This window comes from Nocardiopsis sp. NPDC055879, from assembly GCF_053615935.1.
Genome location: NZ_JBSHCT010000008.1, coordinates 11789 through 30343, shown reverse-complemented (window position 1 = coordinate 30343; position 18555 = coordinate 11789). Strand labels below are relative to the sequence as shown.

The 18555-nt window shown below is 70.8% G+C and carries 14 protein-coding genes and 1 pseudogene; 2 read left to right on the top strand and 13 right to left on the bottom strand.

Features of this window, described 5'->3' with window-relative positions; all coding sequences use genetic code 11:
* Positions 1-62: 62 nt before the first annotated feature.
* The 7 genes and pseudogenes from ACWGKS_RS11030 to ACWGKS_RS11000 all read right to left on the bottom strand — a co-directional run bounded on the left by ACWGKS_RS11030 (position 63) and on the right by ACWGKS_RS11000 (position 8167).
* Positions 63-908 (bottom strand): NAD-dependent protein deacetylase, encoded by an 846-nt coding sequence (locus ACWGKS_RS11030; RefSeq protein WP_358513443.1) that lies wholly within the window; start codon positions 906-908, stop codon positions 63-65.
* Between the two features lie 41 nt (positions 909-949).
* Entirely contained in the window at positions 950-1663 is a 714-nt protein-coding gene (locus tag ACWGKS_RS11025; RefSeq protein WP_358513441.1) for a PIG-L deacetylase family protein, read from the bottom strand.
* Between the two features lie 61 nt (positions 1664-1724).
* On the bottom strand, positions 1725-2528 hold the full coding sequence (locus tag ACWGKS_RS11020) for an SAM-dependent methyltransferase (RefSeq protein WP_358513439.1): 804 nt from the start codon (positions 2526-2528) through the stop codon (positions 1725-1727).
* Positions 2529-2657: 129 nt separating this feature from the next.
* A complete protein-coding gene (locus tag ACWGKS_RS11015; protein WP_452522477.1) occupies positions 2658-6032 on the bottom strand; it encodes a pyruvate carboxylase in 3375 nt (1124 codons plus the stop codon).
* A gap of 297 nt (positions 6033-6329) precedes the next feature.
* A pseudogene (locus ACWGKS_RS11010) lies at positions 6330-6491 on the bottom strand (SAM-dependent methyltransferase); the annotation flags it as partial.
* Positions 6492-6518: 27 nt separating this feature from the next.
* The gene (locus ACWGKS_RS11005) at positions 6519-7463 is read right to left on the bottom strand and encodes an alpha/beta hydrolase (protein ID WP_452522475.1); all 945 of its coding nucleotides are present in this window, start codon (positions 7461-7463) and stop codon (positions 6519-6521) included.
* A 17-nt stretch (positions 7464-7480) separates the two neighbouring features.
* Positions 7481-8167 carry a TetR family transcriptional regulator gene (locus tag ACWGKS_RS11000; protein WP_452522473.1) on the bottom strand — a complete coding sequence of 229 codons (687 nt, stop codon included), beginning with the start codon at positions 8165-8167 and terminating at the stop codon, positions 7481-7483.
* A 117-nt stretch (positions 8168-8284) separates the two neighbouring features.
* Between ACWGKS_RS11000 and ACWGKS_RS10995 the strand changes: the two genes are divergently transcribed.
* Positions 8285-9043, top strand: a complete 759-nt coding sequence (locus tag ACWGKS_RS10995) for an SDR family NAD(P)-dependent oxidoreductase (RefSeq protein ID WP_358511543.1) — start codon at positions 8285-8287, stop codon at positions 9041-9043.
* A gap of 6 nt (positions 9044-9049) precedes the next feature.
* Here ACWGKS_RS10995 and ACWGKS_RS10990 read toward each other — a convergent pair whose 3' ends face one another.
* Positions 9050-11524: a PEP/pyruvate-binding domain-containing protein gene (locus ACWGKS_RS10990; protein ID WP_452522471.1), complete on the bottom strand. Its 2475-nt coding sequence runs from the start codon at positions 11522-11524 to the stop codon at positions 9050-9052.
* A gap of 107 nt (positions 11525-11631) precedes the next feature.
* Positions 11632-12735: an NADH:flavin oxidoreductase/NADH oxidase gene (locus tag ACWGKS_RS10985; RefSeq protein WP_358511533.1), complete on the bottom strand. Its 1104-nt coding sequence runs from the start codon at positions 12733-12735 to the stop codon at positions 11632-11634.
* Positions 12736-12867: 132 nt separating this feature from the next.
* Between ACWGKS_RS10985 and ACWGKS_RS10980 the strand changes: the two genes are divergently transcribed.
* Complete coding sequence (locus ACWGKS_RS10980; RefSeq protein WP_358511530.1) at positions 12868-13236, top strand: ArsR/SmtB family transcription factor; 369 nt, start codon at positions 12868-12870, stop codon at positions 13234-13236.
* Between the two features lie 9 nt (positions 13237-13245).
* On the opposite strand, the gene ACWGKS_RS10975 is transcribed toward ACWGKS_RS10980, so the two are convergent.
* The 4 genes from ACWGKS_RS10975 to ACWGKS_RS10960 are packed head-to-tail and all read right to left on the bottom strand — an operon-like array spanning position 13246 to position 18489.
* Complete coding sequence (locus ACWGKS_RS10975; protein WP_358511527.1) at positions 13246-15051, bottom strand: IucA/IucC family protein; 1806 nt, start codon at positions 15049-15051, stop codon at positions 13246-13248.
* Positions 15048-15614, bottom strand: coding sequence for a GNAT family N-acetyltransferase (locus ACWGKS_RS10970; protein ID WP_358511524.1), 567 nt, complete (start codon positions 15612-15614; stop codon positions 15048-15050). Before ACWGKS_RS10970 ends, ACWGKS_RS10975 begins: the two co-directional genes overlap by 4 nt.
* On the bottom strand, positions 15611-16978 hold the full coding sequence (locus ACWGKS_RS10965) for a lysine N(6)-hydroxylase/L-ornithine N(5)-oxygenase family protein (protein ID WP_358511521.1): 1368 nt from the start codon (positions 16976-16978) through the stop codon (positions 15611-15613). The genes ACWGKS_RS10970 and ACWGKS_RS10965 overlap by 4 nt, the downstream gene beginning before the upstream one ends.
* Positions 16975-18489, bottom strand: a complete 1515-nt coding sequence (locus tag ACWGKS_RS10960) for a pyridoxal phosphate-dependent decarboxylase family protein (RefSeq protein WP_452522468.1) — start codon at positions 18487-18489, stop codon at positions 16975-16977. The genes ACWGKS_RS10965 and ACWGKS_RS10960 overlap by 4 nt, the downstream gene beginning before the upstream one ends.
* Positions 18490-18555 lie beyond the last annotated feature (66 nt).

Genomic DNA, 18555 nt, shown 5'->3' with positions numbered 1-18555 from the left:
CGTGTGAAGACGGGATGAGCGGAGGGCCTCGACGGTCACCGTACCCCTCGGGCGGTACGAAGTCAGACGCGGTGGGTGTCGGCCAGGGCACGCAGTACCGGGGAGCATCCGTGGTCGAGGGTCAACGTGGCCATGTCGTCGCAGCGGGTCGTGCCTCGGTTGAGGATCACCACCGGCTTTCCCATGGCCACGGCGCGCTTGACGAACCTGCGGCCGGAGAAGACCGTCAGCGACGAACCCACCACCAGCAGGCTCGCGGCCTCCTCGACCATCGCGTAGGCCTCCAGTACCCGGGGCTTGGGCACGTTCTCGCCGAAGTACACGATGTCGGGCTTGAGCGTGCCGCCACAGCCCGCGCAGTCGGCCACCCGGAAGTGCTCGGTGCGGGCCAACACCGCGTCGGCGTCGGGGGCAACCTCCACGTCGGCGACCTCCTCGACGAAACCCGGGTTGAGCCCGGTCAACCGCACCGCCAGTTCCGCACGGTCGCTCACCACGCGGCAGGCCAGACAGACCACCCGGTCGAAGCGCCCGTGCAGGTCGATGACGCGCCTGCTACCGGCGGCGTCGTGCAGGGTGTCGACGTTCTGCGTGATGACCCCGTGCACCGCCCCGGCGCGCTCCAACTCGGCCAAGGCCAGGTGGCCGTCGTTGGGCCGGGTCCGCTCCACGTGCCGCCACCCGACGTGGTTGCGCGCCCAGTAGTGGCGCCGAAAGGCGGCGTCGCCCACGAACTCCTGGTAGGTCATGGGTTTGCGCGGGGGCGAGTCGGGCCCCCGGTAGTCGGGGATGCCGGAGTCGGTGGAGACCCCGGCCCCGGTCAACACGGTCGTCGGGCCCGTACCGAGGATCGCGCGGATCCGATCGGCGGCCTTCTCGGCGGCGTGAGCGTGGAGCGTGTCGGTCACGCCCCGAGGATACGTCCCCCTGTCCACCCCCGGCGTGGCGCTCAGGCGGTCTTCACGATCCGGAACACCTCGGCCAAGGACCCCTCCGGCAGGCCGCCCTTGACGGCGTTCTCACCCATCCATGTGCGCAGGAACGGCGCGAGTTCGTCGATGTCGGAGATCTGGCTCTCGTGCGCGGCCAGCGCCGCCAGCTTGCGCTCGAAGACCGGGGTGATGTCGGAGTAGTGGTGGGGGCTCGGACCACCGGTCACCCACACCTCCGGCACGGTCCAGGGGGCCAGGCCCTCCACGTGCAGGAGCTCCCGGTGCGCGTGCGGGTTGCGCGCGTCGGGGAAGACCGCGTTGATCGCGGCCTCGCCGGTGGCCATGTGGTCGGGGTGACTGGCGGCGATGCTGTCCCAGTCGCGTTCGGGGTCGGGGATGACCATGCGCTGGGGGCGCACCTGGCGGATGATCCGGGCGATGTCGCGGCGCAGGTCCAGTGAGGCGACCACACGCCCGTCCGGGTGGCCCAGGAACCGCACGTCCTTCACCCCCACCTCCGCGGCGGCCCTGCGCTGCTCGCCCCGGCGCATCGCCCCGATCTCGGCACTGTCCAGGGTGAGTTCGTCACCGCCCGCCTCGCCGTCGGTGACCATCAGGTAGACCACCTCGGTCCCGGCCTCGGTCCACAGGGCGACGGTGCCGGCACAGGAGAAGTCGGCGTCGTCGGGGTGCGCCATCACGACCAGGGCGCGTTCGGGGGCGTCGGACACAGGAGCTCCTTGTCTTCGCGGGAGGGACCCGCGTTCTCGGCGATTCCCCCATGCTACGAAGTCAGGGATTGTGGGCCACACCCGCGTACATGTCGGTGCGCGGGACCGTCCCGACCTTCGAGTTCTCGGGGCGCCACCGGGTGGAGGGGACCACGCCGGGCTCCAGGAGTTCCAAACCGTCGAAATAGGAGGTGAACTCGGCGAGGGTGTGGGTGCGGTAGGCCAACGCCGCCCCCTCGTTCCACCGTTCCAAGGCCTCGATGGCGACCGGGTCGTCGGGCATGACGTTGTCGCCCACCACCAGGAAGCCGCCCGACGGCAGGTCGGACATGTAGGCGCGAACGAGGTCGGTGGCCTCCGCCATCGTGGGCACGTGTCCCAGGACGCCGATGATCGACAGCGCCACCGGGCGGTCGAGGTCGAGCACCTCCCCGGCCCTGGCCAGGACCAAGGACGGATCGCGCAGATCGGCGTCGACGAACGCGGTGGCCCCATCGCGGGATCCGGTCAGGAGGGCGCGGGCGTGGGCGACCACCATGGGGTCGTTGTCCACGTACACCACTCGGGACTCGGGGGCGACGGCCTGGGCGATCTCGTGTGTGTTCTGGTGGGTCGGCAACCCCGTACCCAGGTCCAGGAACCCGCGTACTCCCTCTCGTGCGGCCAGATGGGTGATGGCACGCACGAGGAAGGCCCGGCCGGCGCGGGCGTCGACGGCGATCTGCGGGTAGAGCGACACGATCTGGTCGCCGAAGGCGCGGTCGACGGGGTAGTTGTCCTTGCCGCCGAGCCAGTGGTTCCACACCCGGGCGGAGTGCGGGACGGAGACGTCGACGCCGTCGGGGACGGCCGGGCTGCCGCTCATGGGAATCCGATCCGGTGCGGGGACGAGGCGCGACCAGTCTGTCCCAAGCGAGCCCGCCCGGGAACCCCGAAACGCCGAGAACCCCCGCACCACAGGGCCTCCTGCGGTGCGGGGGTTCGGGGTTCGGGATCAGCCCAGGCGGACGATCAGGTCGCCGCCCTCCACTCGCTGGACACCCTCGACCGCGACGCGCTCGACCACGCCGGCCCGCGAGGCGGTGATAGAGGCCTCCATCTTCATCGCCTCGATGGTGGCGACGGTGTCACCGGCCGCCACCTCGTCGCCCTTGGCCACCACCGGGGTGACCACACCCGCGAACGGCGCCGCCACCTGGGAGGGGTCGTCCCGGTCGGCCTTCTCCGCCTCGGGGGCGTTGGAGGCCAGGGCGCGATCCCGCACGTGCAGTGGACGCAACTGGTCGTTGAGCGTGGTCATCACGGTGCGCATCCCGCGCTCGTCCGGCTCGCTCACTGCCTGGAGCCCGATGAGCAGTCGCACACCCGGCTCCAGGTCGACCACGTGCTCCTCGCCCTCGCGCAACCCGTAGAAGAAGTCCATGCTGTTCAGCACGCTGGTGTCGCCGTAGGAGGCGCGGTGTGACTCGAACTCCTTCGTGGGCCCGGCGAACAGCAGCCGGTTCAGGGTGGGACGCGGGTCCTCGGCCAGACCGGCACGGTCCACCGAGGTCAGCTCCACGGCCTCGCGCGGCTCGCCGCGACCGCGCAGCGCCTTGGTGCGGAACGGCTCGGGCCACTCGCCCGGGGGGACCCCGAGCTCACCGCGCAGGAAGCCCACCACCGAGTCGGGAACGTCGAACCGGTCCGGGTCCTTCTCGAAGTCCTCCGGGGCCACGCCCGCGCCCACCAGGTGCAGGGCCAGGTCGCCGACCACCTTGGAGGAGGGGGTGACCTTCACCAGTCGGCCCAGCATGCGGTCGGCCGCGGCGTACATCGCCTCGATGTCCTCGAACCGGTCGCCCAGCCCCAGCGCGATCGCCTGGGTGCGCAGGTTGGACAGCTGGCCACCGGGGATCTCGTGGTGGTACACGCGGCCGGTCGGGGAGGCCAGGCCCGCCTCGAAGGGCGCGTAGACCTTGCGCACCGACTCCCAGTACGGCTCCAGCTCGTTCACGGCGTCCAACGAAAGCCCGGTCGGGGTCTCGGAGTGGTCGAAGGCCGCCACGATCGCCGACAGCGACGGCTGCGACGTGGTGCCCGACATCGACGCGACCGCACCGTCGACGGCGTCGGCGCCGGCCTGCACCGCGGCCAGGTAGGTGGCCAGCTGGCCACCGGCGGTGTCGTGCGTGTGCACGTGGACGGGCAGGTCGAACTCCTCGCGCAGCGCGGTGACCAGGCGCTTGGCCGCCGGGGCGCGCAGCAGGCCGGCCATGTCCTTGATCGCGAGCACGTGCGCGCCCGCGTCCACGATTCGCTCGGCGAGCTCAAGGTAGTAGTCGAGGGTGTAGAGCTTCTCGTTCGGGTCGGACAGGTCGGCGGTGTAGCACAGCGCCACCTCCGCCACCCCGGTGCCGGTCTCCCGGACCGCGTCGATGGCCGGACGCATCTGGTCGACGTCGTTGAGGGCGTCGAAGATACGGAACACGTCCACCCCGGTCCTGGCCGCCTCACGCACGAACGCGTCGGTGACCTCGGTGGGGTAGGGGGTGTAGCCGACCGTGTTGCGCCCGCGCAGCAGCATCTGCAGGCAGATGTTGGGTACCGCCTCGCGCAGCGCCGCCAGCCGGTCCCACGGGTCCTCGGCGAGGAAGCGCAGGGCCACGTCGTAGGTGGCGCCGCCCCAGGCCTCCAGGGACAGCAGCTCGGGCAGCGTGTGGGCGACGGTGGGCGCGACGGCCAGCAGGTCGTTGGTGCGCACCCGGGTGGCCAACAGCGACTGGTGCGCGTCGCGGAAGGTGGTGTCGGTGACGCCCAGGTTCGGCGACTCGCGCAGCCAACGGGCGAAACCCTCCGGGCCCAGCTCGTCCAGGCGCTGCTTGGAACCGGCCGGTGGCGCCTCCTGGGGCGCCTCGACCAGCTTCGCGGTGGGGTCGAGCAGTTGCGGGCGCTCGCCGTGCGGCTTGTTCACCGTCACGTCCGCCAGGTAGGACAGCAGGCGGGTGCCGCGGTCCGCGGAGGGGCGCGCGGTCAGCAGCTGCGGGCGCTCCTCGATGAAGGAGGTGGTGGCGCGACCCGCGCGGAAGTCGTCGTCCTCCAACACCGCCTGTAGGAACGGGATGTTGGTGGAGATGCCGCGAATCCGGAACTCGGCGACCGCGCGGCGGGCGCGGCTCACCGCGGTCTCGAAGTCACGACCGCGGCAGGTGAGCTTGACCAGCAACGAGTCGAAGTAGGCGCTGACCTCCGAACCGGCCGCCGCCGTGCCACCGTCCAGGCGAATGCCCGAACCACCGGGGGAGCGGTAGGCGCTGATCGTTCCGGTGTCGGGGCGGAACCCGTTGGCGGGGTCCTCGGTGGTGATGCGGCACTGGAGGGCGGCGCCGTGCACGACGATGTCGTCCTGGCTCAGGCCCAGGTCGGCGAGGCTCTCCCCTGCGGCGATACGGAGCTGGGACTGCACGAGGTCGACGTCGGTGACCTCCTCGGTCACCGTGTGCTCGACCTGGATGCGCGGGTTCATCTCGATGAACACGTGCCGGCCGTCCTTGCCGAGCAGGAACTCGACGGTGCCCGCGTTGCGGTAGCCGATCTCCTTGGCCAGGCGCACCGCGTCGTCGCAGATCCGCGCGCGCAGCTCCGGTGACAGGTTCGGCGCGGGGGCCATCTCCACCACCTTCTGGTGGCGACGCTGCACCGAGCAGTCACGTTCGTACAGGTGGATGACGCCGCCCTGGCCGTCGGCGAGGATCTGCACCTCGATGTGGCGCGGGTCCACCACGGCCCGCTCCAGGAACACCGTGGGGTCGCCGAAGGCGGTCCCGGCCTCGCGCATGGCGGCCTCCGCCGCCTCGGCCAACGTGTCGGCGGTGTCGACCCGGCGCATGCCACGGCCACCGCCGCCGGCAACGGCCTTGACGAACAGCGGGAACCCGATCTCGCGGGAGGCCGCGATCAGGGTGTCCATGTCGGTGGAGGGCTCGGAGGAGTCCAGGACGGGGATGCCCGCCCGCTTGGCCGCCGCGATCGCGCTGGCCTTGTTGCCGGTCAGGTCCAGGACCTCGGCGGGCGGCCCGACGAAGGTGATGCCCGCGTCCGCGCAGGCCCGGGCCAGGTCCGGGTTCTCCGACAGGAACCCGTAACCGGGGTAGACGGCGTCCGCGTCGGCCTCCACGGCCGCCCGTACGATCTCCTCGATCGACAGGTAGGCGCGCACCGGGTGGCCCTGTTCCCCGATCTGGTAGGCCTCGTCGGCCTTGAGCCGGTGCAGGGAGTGGCGGTCCTCATGGGGGAAGACCGCCACGGTCCTCGCTCCGACCTCGTGCCCGGCGCGCATCGCACGGATCGCGATCTCTCCGCGGTTGGCGACCAGTATCTTTCGGAACATGCCCGATGCCTCCTGAACTCGTGCGGCGCTGCCCTGTCCGGCCTCGTCGCCGGTGGCCCGGCGGGTGCGAGCACTCACCGGGACCACCGGAACCCTAACGATCCGGACCTGCCCCGTTTTCACCTGGGGTCTCTTTGTCCGGCGACTTTTTCGAGGAATTCCCGGGAAGGTTTTCGCTAATGTGAAGAGTTCGGTTTTTTTCGGGATGAATCGTGTGCCGGACCACATCCGGGCCCACCGACTCAGCGGTTCACCGGATGACCGATCCAGGAGGGCTCGTGGTCGAACCGGTCCTGGTCAGGGTTTGCGGGCGACGGCGCCGAACTCGTCCACGTCCCGGGGCTCGCCCACGTCGGTGGGGCTCGGGCGCCATCGCGTGATCGGCACCATCCCCGGTTCCACCAGGTCCAGTCCGTCGAAGAACCGGGCGACCTCGTCCGGGGCGCGCAGCGTCATGGTGACCTCTCGTCGTCGTGCGCCGACAGACTAGGGGAACCGCTCCGTGAAGGCCGCGCGCAGGGCCTCGGTCTGGGTACGCCTGAACTCGCGCACCACCTCCGTCCGCGAGAAGAGCGCGTCGAACCCGTGGAAGGCGCCCGGAACGACCGTGAGCACGCAGGGCACCCCGGCCTCGCGCAGTCGCTCGGAGTAGGCCACGTCCTCGTCGTGGAACAGGTCCAGCGTGCCCACCCCGATCCACGCCGGGGGCAGCCCGGACAGGTCCTCGCTCCGGGCCGGCGCGGCGTAGGGGGAGACACCCGCGCCGCCCGGGAACCGGTTCAGGTAGGTCCGCCAGGCGAACCGGTTGTCGGCCACCGACCACATACGGGTCGAAAGCGTGTCCAGGTCGGAGCGCAGGGTGGTGCGGTCGTCCAGCATCGGGTAGACGAGCAGCTGGAACAGAGGGTCGATCGGGCCACCTCGGTCACGGCACAGCAGGGCCAGGGCCGCGGTGATGCCGCCGCCCGCGCTGGCCCCGCCGATCGCGATCCGGGCGGGGTCCACACCCAGCCGGTCGGCGTCGGCCACCATCCAGGACAGGGCGGCGTAGACGTCCTCGACCGGGGCGGGATGTGTGCTCTGGGGTGCCTTGCGGTAGCGCGGGGCGACCACGGTGATCCCGAGGTCGAGCGCGAACCCGATGCTGCGGTTCTCGTCCTGGACGGGGCTGCCGAACAGGTACCCGCCGCCGTGGGACCACAGCAGCGCGGGGACCGGCCCTTGGAGTGAGCGGGGTCGGTAGAGGCGCACGGAGACCGGCGGTGCGCCCTCCGGGCCGGGGACGGTGTGCTCCTCGATCAGGACGTCGTCTGGAGCGCGGGGCGGGCGCATGCGTTCGCTGGCCCGTTGGACCATGCGTGCCGTGCGCGTACCGATCGGGAAGGGCGGAAGGAATCGCGCGTGGGCCAGGTCGGGGTGGAAGGGGGACATCGTTTCCTCGGTGGTGGTCAGCGGGTGATCGGTCCCAGTCCGTCGTCGACCACGTCCAGGGCCGCGCGGATCAGGTCCGCCATGTCCTCGCCCTGGTCGCCGTCGCCGGTGCGGCCGGCGAACCGTTCCGCGGCCACCCGCAGCGCCACGTTGATGGTGGCGGCTCGGACCCGGACGGAGAGCGTGCCGGGTGTCAGGCCCGCGCGGTCGGCGATGGCCTCGGCGAAGACCTCCTCGGCGGAGTGGTGCACGTCCAGCCACACCGCTCGGAGGCCGGGTTCGGTGCGGGTCATGCGGATGAGGTCGATCATCGACGCCATCGATGGTGTCTCGGCGTCCTCGGCCAGGGCGCCGGACCGCTCCAGGTGTTCGGTCAGGGACAGCTCCGGGGGCCAGGTTCGCAGCCGCTCCGTCATGAGGTCGAGGCCACCGGTGAGCAGCGGGCGCACGCAGCTCTCCTTGCTCGGGAAGTAGCGCCACAGGGTGCGGGTGGAGATGCCGAGCTCGTGTGCGATGTCGTCGCCGGTGGTCGCGGAGACGCCCTTGGCGGTGAACAGTTCCACGGCCGCGCGGGCGATCTGGGTGCGCATGATGTGTTTGCGCCGGTCGCTCATGGGCGGGCGACCCCGGCCCATGGCCTCCGGGGAGGGCGTCTCGGTGCGCGGCAAGGGCACCTCCTCGGTCTGTTCCCTCAGGCTGTCCACTCTATCGAGACGGGTGGCACTCGAAGTATATTTGTCGCTGAGTGACAAAAAGTCCTAGAGTGACAATATCGCAGGCCATCGGAGCCGGCACCCCGCACGAGAAAGAGGGAAATTCCCATGACGGGTCTGGACGGAAAGAACGCCATCGTCACCGGAGGCGGCTCCGGCATCGGCCGCGCCACCGCGCTGCAGCTGGCCGAGGCCGGCGCCCGGGTCCTGGTGGCCGACCTCAACGCCGACGGCACCCGCGAGACCGTCGAGCAGGTCCGCGCCGCCGGTGGAACCGCCGAGAGCGTCGTCGGCGACCTCGGCGACCCGAAGGTGGTGGCGGAGGTCGTGGCCACCGCCCTCGACCGCCTCGGCGGGATCGACGTCCTGGTCAACAACGCGGGCATCATGGACGACATGTCCGCCACCGCCGACGTCTCCGACCAGGTGTGGGAGCGGGTCATCCGGGTCAACGTCACCGCGCCCTTCCTGCTCACCCGCGCGGTCCTGCCGCACATGACCGAGAAGCAGAAGGGTTCCATCGTCTTCACCGCATCCGAGGCCGCCCTGCGCGGTGGCGCCTCGGGCACCGCCTACACCGCCTCCAAGCACGCGGTCGTGGGCCTGGTGAAGTCCACCGCGATCATGTACCGGGACCAGGGCGTTCGGGTCAACGCGGTCGCCCCGGGCGGCGTCGCCACCGGGATCAGCGTCCACGCCGACTCAGAGGCCATGGGCCCGAACGTCCTGGGCCGCTACATGGGCAACATGGGCCCGATCGCCGAGTCCGGACAACTCGCCTCGGCCATCGTCTTCCTGGCCTCCGACGCGGCGAGCAACGTCAACGGCGTGATCCTGCCGGTCGACGGCGGCTGGTCCGCCGTCTGACCGTCTCTATCCGTCGTCCTTAGGGGCGTGCTCCAGGACGGTGACGGTGCCCTCCACGCCGTCGACCCGCAGCAGGTCGCCGGTGCGGATGACGGTGGTGGCGTCCAGGACGCAGATCACCGCCGGGATCCCGAACTCGTGGGCCACCGTCGGACCATGGGCGATCGCCGAACCCGTGTCGCTGACCAGACCGGCCGCGGTCATGAACAACGGGGTCCAACCCGGGTCGGTGGTGGGCGCGACCAGGATCTCTCCGGGCTCCACACGGGCATCCGCCGGATCCAGCACGACCCGGGCCCGCCCCTCGGCCCGTCCCGGGGCGGCGGGCACCCCCGGGAACCCGCCCTCCATCATGGGTGGGCGCGGCAGGGTCGTGGTCACGTCGGTCCCGTCGGTCAGGAGGGTCGCCGGAACCGAACGTCTGCGCAGTTCGCGTCGGTGGAAACGGCGTCGTTCGACCACCGTCCCCCGATGGTCGACACCCTCGCGCGCGGCCGTCCGGAGTTCGTCCGGCTCCAGGAAGAAGAGGTCCTCGGACCGATCCAACAGCCCGCGCGAGGTCAGCTCCGCACCGGCCATCGACAGCTGACGCCGCATCTCGGCGAACGGCACCAACCACGCGAACTTGGCGTACTCCCGCATGCCCGCCAACTCGCGTGAGCGCCGCATCAGGAACGCCGCGAGCAGCCCGCGTACCGGGCGAACCCGCACGGCCCGCCGCTGCAGTTCCGCCAGCATGGACTCCGCGGCGGTCGCGGCCCGGGCGTGGCGCCGGTCCGGGGCCTGCTCCCCACCCGGTGAACGCAGGTGTTCGGCGATGACGACGAACACCTGGGTGGGGTCCTCGCGCCAACGTGGCACCCCGATGTCCACCTCGGCCGCCGTGCGGTGCCCGTAACGGTCCAGGAACTCCGCCATCCCCACGTCCGGAAGCTCCCCGCGCAGGTACCGTTCGGCCAGTTCCCCCGGTGGGGTGGCGGTGAACAGGTCGTGGTGCGCGCGGGCCCGTTCGGCCATCCGCCACAGCTCCAGGTTCATTCGCGTGGTGACGTTGTGCGGTGCTCCACCGAGGACGGTGTCGGTCTCCTCCCTCGACGCGACCCCGCGTAGCAGGGCGGCCGGGGCCATGATGGTCAGCAGCCCCGCCCCCACCGGCCCGATCACCTCCACCAGGTCCGGGCCGAGCAACGCGTCGAAGGCGTCATCCAGGACCCACTCCACCCGTGCGGCGGCGTCGGCCTCGGCCCCCGGTCCACGCAGGGAACGCCACCGGTCCACGGCCTCGTACGCCCGGGCCCGGGCGGCGGGCGGGTCGATCAGGGCACGGCCCATCCCGAGCACGATCGGGGGAAGCAGGGCGACGGCCATCGCGAGCACGGTGCCCACGGGGAACGACGCCCCAGGACGTGGCGCGAACCGGGGGTCGTCGTACAGGTGCTCCACCGCCGCGCGTACTCGGGGCCCGTACACCTCCATGCTCCGCGCCAACCCGGAACGCGACCATGGGTCGCGCAGCGGCGAGGTGATGTCCACGTAGAGTCGCCGACCGATGCCGACCATGAACGGTGTCGACCCCGCAGTCTCGCCGGGCGCCCCGAACGCCCGCCACCCGTGGGTCCACATGTCTTCGAGCAGGGAGAGCCCCATGGGTGTGAACGGGCGCAGCATGCCCTGCATGTTCCCGACCTCCATGTACAGCCGGGGTGGGTCGGGCACGTCCTGTGGCGGCAACGGGAAGAGGGTGGTGACGGGGCGGGACTGCAACAGCCACAGCCCGCCGTCGCGGTCGTGCGCCCACTCCACGTCCTGGGGTGAGCCGAAGAGCCGCTGGAGTCGGCTGCCCACTGCGGCCAACGCGCGGACCCGTTCCCCGGACAGGCACCCGCCCGAACCCTCGACGATCCGTTCCGTGTCGAGGACGTAGTGGTCCGGTTCGGCCGTGCCGTCCACGACACCCGTCCCGAGCCCGGGTACAGCGTCCACCACGGTGCGCGAACGCGAACCGGTGAGCGGGTCGGCGGTGAACATGACCCCGGCGGTCGCGGCGTCCACCATCGACTGCACCACCACCGCGATGCGCACGTCGGCCTCCTCGACCTCGTTCGCCTCCCGGTAGGCGATGGCGCGCGCGTTCTCCAGGGAGTCCCGGCAACGGCGGACCGCGTCCACGACCGCGTCGGTGCCGTCGACGTCGAGGTAGGTGTCCTGCTGCCCGGCGAAACTCGCCTCGGGCAGGTCTTCGGCCGTGGCACTGGATCGCACCGCCACGGGTCCGCCGCCCAGTCGCCGGTAGGCCTCGGCGATCTCCCGGGCGGGTACGTCACCGGAGGACAGGGCCGTGGTGGTCACGCAGAACCCCGGTGGTACCCGCTCCCCGGCGGCGATCATCTCCCCGAGGCCGGCGGCCTTGCCGCCCACCAAGGCGCCCATGTCCCGCCGCACCTCGTCGAGGCCGATCACGGTCGCGTCCCGTTCCCGCATGATCACTCCCCCTCGTGCCGCGCCTTCGTGGAGAGTGTTCCCGGAGCATGACCCCTTGCACCTGTGTCAAGGTCCACCACGTCCGGGAGCGATGGGACCGGTAGGGCTCAGCGGCGACCGACCGCGTAGCCGTACTGCACCGGCCACTCCGGACGAACGTCCAGCTCGCGTGCGGCGCGGCGCGCCCAGTACGGGTCCCGCAGCAGCTCTCGGCCGAGCAAGGTGGCGTCGGCGGCACCGGAGGCGATGATCCGCTCCGCCTGGTCGGGCTCGGTGATGAGCCCGACCGCGCCCGTGGGCAGACCGGTCTCCTCGCGCACCCGCGTGGCGTAGGGCACCTGGTAGTCGGGGCCGGCCGGGATCCGCGCGTCGTGCACCATGCCGCCGGTGGACACGTCCAACAGGTCCACCCCGCGGGCCTGGAGTTCCTTGGCCAGGAGCACGGTGTCGGCCCCGGTCCAGCCGGTACGCGTGTCCTCGGGGTTCTCCTCGATCCAGTCGGTGGCCGAGACTCGGAAGAACACCGGCAGATCCTCGGGCCACACCGCGCGCACGGCCTCGACCACGCGCAGCGGGAAGCGCATCCGACCGGCGAGATCGCCGCCATAGGAGTCGGTGCGCCGGTTGCCCGCCGGGGACAGGAACGAGTTGAGCAGGTACCCGTGGGCGCCGTGGACCTCCACGACCTGGAAGCCGGCGGCTAGGGCGCGTTCGGCGGAGGCCGCGAAGTCGGCCACCAACTCGTCGATCTCGGCGACGGTGAGCTCGTGCGGCGTCGGCAGACCCTCGAACGCCCAGGCGCTGGGCGCCACCGTCTCCCAACCGCCCTCGGCCTCGGTCAGGCCGCGACCGCCCAGCCACGCCCGGTCGGTGGCGGCCTTGCGGCCGGCGTGGGCGAGCTGGATGGCGGGGACGGCACCGTGGGAACGGATGGCGGCGGTGACGCGGGCGAAGGCCTCCTGCTGCCGGTCGTTCCACAGTCCCAGGTCCCAGGGACTGATCCGGCCGTCGGCGCGTACCCCGGTGGCCTCGGCCATCACCAGCCCGGCGCCCCCGGCCGCCCGGGAGGCCAGGTGGGTGAGGTGGAAGTCGGTGGGCGCGCCGGTGTCGGGCCCCTCCGCGGCGGCGGAGTACATGCACATCGGGGCCATCCACACACGGTTGGGGATGGTGAGCGAACGCAGGGTCAGCGGGGTGAACAACGAGCTCACGAAAGGTTCCTTCGGATCGACTTGGGCCACGGAGATCACGGCGGCCAAAGTACGATAACCATCGTAGTACGAGGATTGTCAAACTATGAGGACCCTCGTACTTTGAGGGAAGGAACCACGGGAGGTCGAAGCATGTCCGAGTCCGCATCCCCCACCGTGTCCGGGCGTCGGTTGGAGCACCCCGAGACCGCACGGCTCCGCTTGGAGACCGTGCTCGGCGCCCTCGCCGACCCGGTCCGGCTGAGCATCGTGTGCGCGCTGGCCGACGGGCACGAGGACATGGCCTGCGTCGCCTTCGACCTGCCGGTGAGCAAGTCGACCTCCACCCACCACTTCCGCGTGCTGCGCGAGGCCGGGATCATCCGCCAGTACTACGTGGGCACCGCCCGCAAGAGCGCCCTGCGCACCGACGACCTTCAGGAACGCTTTCCCGGTCTGCTCCCCTCGGTCCTGAACGCCGAGCGGGACCGTCGGGAGGAACACCCCGACGATCCCGCCTGAGCCCCGGAACTACCCCGGGACGGTCGCCGGTCGGTAAGCCGCGATCGGATTCTCCAAGGTCCCGACCAGCCGCAACGCCCCCGACGGGTCCTCCAGGTCCACCATCTGCCGGTTGTCGCGCAGCTGGAGCCGGTTCAGGCACGACAGCGCGAACCGGTCGGTGAACAGGTCGTAGCGCTCGAACCGCTCCGCCAGGTGCGGCACCGACGCCTGGTAGTCGGCCGCGCACTCGGCCACCGTCCGCCAGAAGTCGTCCTCGGTCAGCACGCCCCGGTCGGCGAGGATCCCGTTGAGGAACCGCAGGAAGCAGTCGAAGACGTCGGTGAACAGGGACAGCAACCGCATGTCCTCGGGCACTTCGGCCCGGATCCGCTCCACCTCGCCGGGTAGCTCGACCTCGGCGTCCATCACCGCGATCTCCTCGGCGATGTCCTTCATCAGCACCCGCTCCGGCACTCCGTCGCGCAGCACCAGGATGACGTTCTCGCCGTGCGGCATGAACACCAGGTCGTGCGCGTAGAACGAGTGCAGCAGCGGCACCAGGTACGCGTCCAGGTAGCGGCGCAACCACTCCGTGGGCGCCAGCCCGGACTCGGCGATGAGCGCCTCCGCGAACGAACCTCCCTCGGCGTCGGTGTGCAGCAACGACGCCATGGTCGCCGGGCGCTCACCCGCGCGCAGCCTGGGCACGGGGCTCTCCCGCCACAGCCCGGCGATCATCTTCCGGTAGGGCGAACGCTTCGGGGCGGCTTCGGCGTAGTGCGTGGCGCGGTAGCCCACCGCGGCCCGCTCGCGCAGCACCTCCATCCCGGTGCCGCCGAGCACCTGGTCGCCCTCGATGAGGTCGACCAACCAGTCGTTGATGGCGGGGGTGGCCTCCATGTACTCCGCGGACAGCCCGCGCAGGAATCCCATGTTCAGCACCGACAGCGCCGTCTTGACGTAGTGCCGTTCCGGGTGCGAGGTGTTGAAGAAGGTGCGGATGGACTGCTGCGCCCGGTACTCGTCCGGTCCGTGCCCCAGGCACACCAGGTCGCGGCGGGCCACGTCGGCGGCGAAGGTGACGGCGAGCCGGTTCCACCACTGCCACGGGTGCACCGGCACGAGGTGGTAGTCGGCCGGGTCCAGCCCCAGGTCGACCAGCTGCTCCTCGAAGGCCTCGAACAGGTCCGGGCCCAGCTCGGAACGTAGGAAGGTGTCGGGGTCGGTGTCCGCCGAGTGGGAGAAGGTGGTGCGCGAACGTCGCGCCGCCACCCACACCAGTCGCACCGGCTCACCGGCTTCGGGTGCGTAGGCCCGGTACTCGGCGGCGTCGAACCCGAGCCGCCCGTTGTTGGCCACGAAGCAGGGGTGCCCCTCGGTCATCCCGGTCTCGATGTCCTGGAAGCCGGACCGCGCCAGTTCGGCGGCGGTGGGCTGCCCCTTCGTGATCCGGAACGCGCTGCTCGCCAGGGTGCTGGAGACCTCCTCCAGGTAGACCGGCAGGACCTCCTCGCTCAGCCCGAGCGTCTCGCGCAGGTCCATGACCAGGTCCAACGCGTCGATCTCGGTGATCTCGCCCTCGGGGGAGCGGCGCACGACGCTGTCGGCGTCGATCCGCCAGTGCTCCAGCGTCATGACCCGGGCGGTGAAACGGTACTCGGCACCGTTGTCCGCGAGGACCTTGTAGGCGTTCTCCCCCTCGGGTTCGGGGACGAGCAGCCGTTCGTGGGTGAACTCGGCCAGGGCCTTGCGCACCAGCAGCCGATTGGCGCGGGCCCACGGTTCGGGGGCCAGGTGGTCGACGATCGCGCGCGGGTCGTGGTCGATGGTCATCGGGCGACTCCTCTCGTGGCCGTTCGGAAGTCCTCGCGGGTGCAGGTGCTCAGGTGGGCGTCCTTGTCGCTCTCGGCGAGGTGGACGGTGGACTCGATCCGGAAGCCCACCGCCTCGTTGAGCCTGTGCACGGCGTGGTTGCGCACGTCGGGTTCGACGACGACGCGTTCGGTGGCGGGATCGGCGAAGGCCAGCTCCATCACCGTGGTGATCACGGCGAGGGTGAACCCGCGCACCGGGGCGTCGGTGGGAGCCACCAGGAAGTGCATCCCCACATCGCCCGGGAGCGTGTCGTGGTGCGGGGCGAGCTCGCCGTGCGCGGGGGAGTAGAGCTCGGCGAGGAAACACGGCCGACCCTCCCACGAGCCGATGTAGGCGTTCTCGTGCTCGGACTCGTGCACCGACCGGAAGTAACGGGCGGTGTCGTCCTTCGAGAAGTCGGTCATCAGCCAGAACGCCGACTTGGGATGGGTCAGCCATCCGTGGAGGAGATCGATGTCGGCCTCGGGATCCACGGGGGCGACCCGGAAGGCCCCCAAACCGGTGGAAAAGGTGCGACTCATCGCCCGCTCGCCTCCAAGTCGGCCTCGACGGGTGCCCCGAACTCCTGGAAGGCGATGGAGCGTTCCACCGCGTAGGGTTCGCGGCCCAGCAGCGCCCGCAGGATGTAGGAGTTGCGGTAGGCGCCCATGCCCAGGTCCGGGGAGACGAAGCCGTGCGTGTGCAGTTCCGCGTTCTGCACGAACACCGCGCCCGCCGGCGCCGGAACCCCGACGCCTCCGTGGCCGTTGGCGTCGTGCGCGGCCCGGTCGACGCGGTAGTCGCGCCGTACCCGGAAGCGGTCCTCGTCCTCCCAGGCCAAACGGTCGGAGATCGCTTCCAGGAACGCCGGGGCCCGGTACCGGTAGCCGGTGGCCAGGACCAGCCCCTGGGTGTCCAGGGCGAAGTCGCGTTCCTGGTCGGAGTTGCGCAGCTCCAAGCGGTACCCGGCCGCCGTCTCGTCCCGGGTCACACCGATGACCTCGGTGTTGGTCATCAGCCGCACCGGCAGTGGTCCGAGTCGGCTCTTGGCGTACATCAGGTCGTAGATCGCGTTGATGACGTCGGTGTCGATGCCCTTGTACAGGTTCTTCTGCGAGGCGACCAGGCGGTCCCGGGTCGCACCGGGCAGCGCGAAGAAGTGGTCGGCGTACTCCGGGGAGGTCATCTCCAGGGTGAGCTTGGTGTACTCCAGCGGGAAGAACCGCGGCGACCGGGTCACCCAGTTCAGTTCGTAGCCGTGGGTGTCCACGTCCTGGAGCAGGTCGTGGAAGATCTCCGCGGCGCTCTGCCCGCTGCCCACCACCGTGACGCCGCGCTTGCCCTGGAGGCCTTCCTTGGCGAAGAGGTAGTCGCCGCTGTGCACCACGTCCCCGGGCAGGTCCCGGCAGGAAGCGGGAACGTAGGGCGGGGTGCCGGTGCCCAGCACCAGCCGCCGGGCCCGGAACAGCCCACTCTCACCGGAGGCCGTGTCGGTGCTGTGCAGCAGGTAGACGCCCTGTTCGCCGTCGTACTCGACCCCGTCCACCCGCTGCCCGAAGCGGACCGTCTCGCCCAGCTTCGCGGCGGCCCACCGGCAGTAGTCGTTGTACTCGGCGCGCAGCGGATAGAAGCGCTCGCGGATGTAGAACGGGTAGAGCCGCCCGGTCTCCTTCAGGTAGTTGAGGAAGGAGTACGGGGAGGTGGGATCGGCCAGGGTGACCAGGTCCGACATGAACGGCGTCTGGAGTTCGGCGTCCTCCAACAGCATGCCGCTGTGCCAGTCGAACTCCGGCTTCTGGTCCAGGAAGATCCCGTCGAGTTCGGTGATCGGCTCGCTCAGGCAGGCCAGCCCCAGGTTGAACGGACCGATGCCGATGGCGGCGAAGTCGTGGATGCGGGTGCTCAAGGGGTCCCCCCGGTCTGGGCGACGTAGCGTTCGGCGTGCGCGGCGAGCAGGTCCAGGACCTCGGCGATGTCCTGGCGGGTGCTGCGCGGGTTGAGCAGTGTGAGCTTCAGGTACGGGCGCTCGTCCACGGTCGTGCGTGCCACCACGGCCAGGCCCGAGGCCAGCAGGGCCTCACGCGCGTACCGGTTGGCGCCGTCGGCGACCTCCGGGGAGACCCCCGGCAGCGCGCAACGGAACACCAGGGTGCTGAGGGTGGGCCGGGTGACCACGGTGAAGCGCGGATCGGCGTCCAGGAGCGCCCACCCCTCCACGGCCAGGCCCAGCACCTGGTCGAAGAGTTCGCCCACCCCGTCGGCGCCCATGATCCGCAGGGTCAGCCAGAGTTTGAGCGCGTCGAAGCGGCGCGTGGTCTGCAGGCTCTTGTCGACCTGGTTGGGGGAGAGCAGTGGGGTGCTGCCGTCGGAGCGGGAGTTCAGGTAGTCGGCGTGGTAGGTGACGTGACCCAGGGAGCGAGAGTCGCGCACCAGCACGGCGCTGGAACTGACCGGCTGGAAGTAGGACTTGTGGAAGTCCACGGTGACCGAGTCGGCGTGTTCGATGCCGGTGAGCAGGTGGCGGTGGCGCGAGACCAGCAGCCCGCACCCGTAGGCGGCGTCCACGTGCATCCACAGGCCGTGGCGGGCGCACTGGTCGGAGATCTGCGGGAGCGGGTCGATGCTGCCGAAGTCGGTGGTGCCGGCGGTGGCCACGACCGCGATGGGCAGCAGGCCCTCGCTGCGGCAGCGGCGCAGTTCGGCGGCGAGCGCGTCCGGTCGCATGCGACGGCGGTCGTCGCAGGCCACGGAGATGACGGACTCGTAGCCCATACCCAACAGCGCGGCCGACTTCGCGACGCTGAAGTGGCCGACCTCGGAGGTCAGCACCCGCATGCGCGGCAGCAGGTCGGCCAGGCGGCCTCCCTCGCGCCGGTGAGTCTCGTCGCGGGCCATCGACAGGGCCTGAAGGTTGGACTGGCTGCCGCCGCTGGTGAAGACGCCGTCGGCCCGGTCGCCGAGGCCGATGCGGTCGGTGGTCCAGCGGATCAACCGCTGTTCGATGAGGGTGCCGCCCGCGCTCTGGTCCCAGGTGTCCAGGGAGGAGTTGATCGCCGAGAGCACGGATTCGCCGAGCAGGGCGGGCAGGACCACCGGGCAGTTGAGGTGCCCCATGTAGCGGGGGTGATGGAAGTAGACGGCGTCGTCGAGGTAGAGCCGTTCCAACTCGTCCAGGGCGGCGGAGGGGTCGCGCAGAGGACGTTCGAGGTCGACGGATTCGACCCCGGGACGCAGGTCCTCGGCGGTGGCCCCGGTGCAGGGGCGGTCGACACGGGCGATGCGGTCGGCGATCCGGCCGACGGCGTCGTCGGTGAGGTCGCGGTAGCGGCCTGCGCTGTACGCGTCGAACAGCTGGTCCCTGTGGTCGGGGGCCAAAGACCCGGGCGGATCCTCAAGGGACCTCGCGGGAGAGCTCATGGATCGTCCTCCTGAAGGCGGGCACGCCGAAGAAGCCCGTGGCACGGACTTGGTACGGGGGGATCG

Bases quoted from the DNA above. Each gene is read 5' to 3' on its own strand.
- ACWGKS_RS11020 (WP_358513439.1), bottom strand. From the start codon at position 2,528: ATGAGCGGCAGCCCGGCCGTCCCCGACGGCGTCGACGTCTCCGTCCCG.
- ACWGKS_RS11015 (WP_452522477.1), bottom strand. From the start codon at position 6,032: ATGTTCCGAAAGATACTGGTCGCCAACCGCGGAGAGATCGCGATCCGT.
- ACWGKS_RS11005 (WP_452522475.1), bottom strand. From the start codon at position 7,463: ATGTCCCCCTTCCACCCCGACCTGGCCCACGCGCGATTCCTTCCGCCC.
- ACWGKS_RS10995 (WP_358511543.1), top strand. From the start codon at position 8,285: ATGACGGGTCTGGACGGAAAGAACGCCATCGTCACCGGAGGCGGCTCC.
- ACWGKS_RS10990 (WP_452522471.1), bottom strand. From the start codon at position 11,524: ATGCGGGAACGGGACGCGACCGTGATCGGCCTCGACGAGGTGCGGCGG.
- ACWGKS_RS10980 (WP_358511530.1), top strand. From the start codon at position 12,868: ATGTCCGAGTCCGCATCCCCCACCGTGTCCGGGCGTCGGTTGGAGCAC.
- ACWGKS_RS10975 (WP_358511527.1), bottom strand. From the start codon at position 15,051: ATGACCATCGACCACGACCCGCGCGCGATCGTCGACCACCTGGCCCCC.
- ACWGKS_RS10970 (WP_358511524.1), bottom strand. From the start codon at position 15,614: ATGAGTCGCACCTTTTCCACCGGTTTGGGGGCCTTCCGGGTCGCCCCC.
- ACWGKS_RS10960 (WP_452522468.1), bottom strand. From the start codon at position 18,489: ATGAGCTCTCCCGCGAGGTCCCTTGAGGATCCGCCCGGGTCTTTGGCC.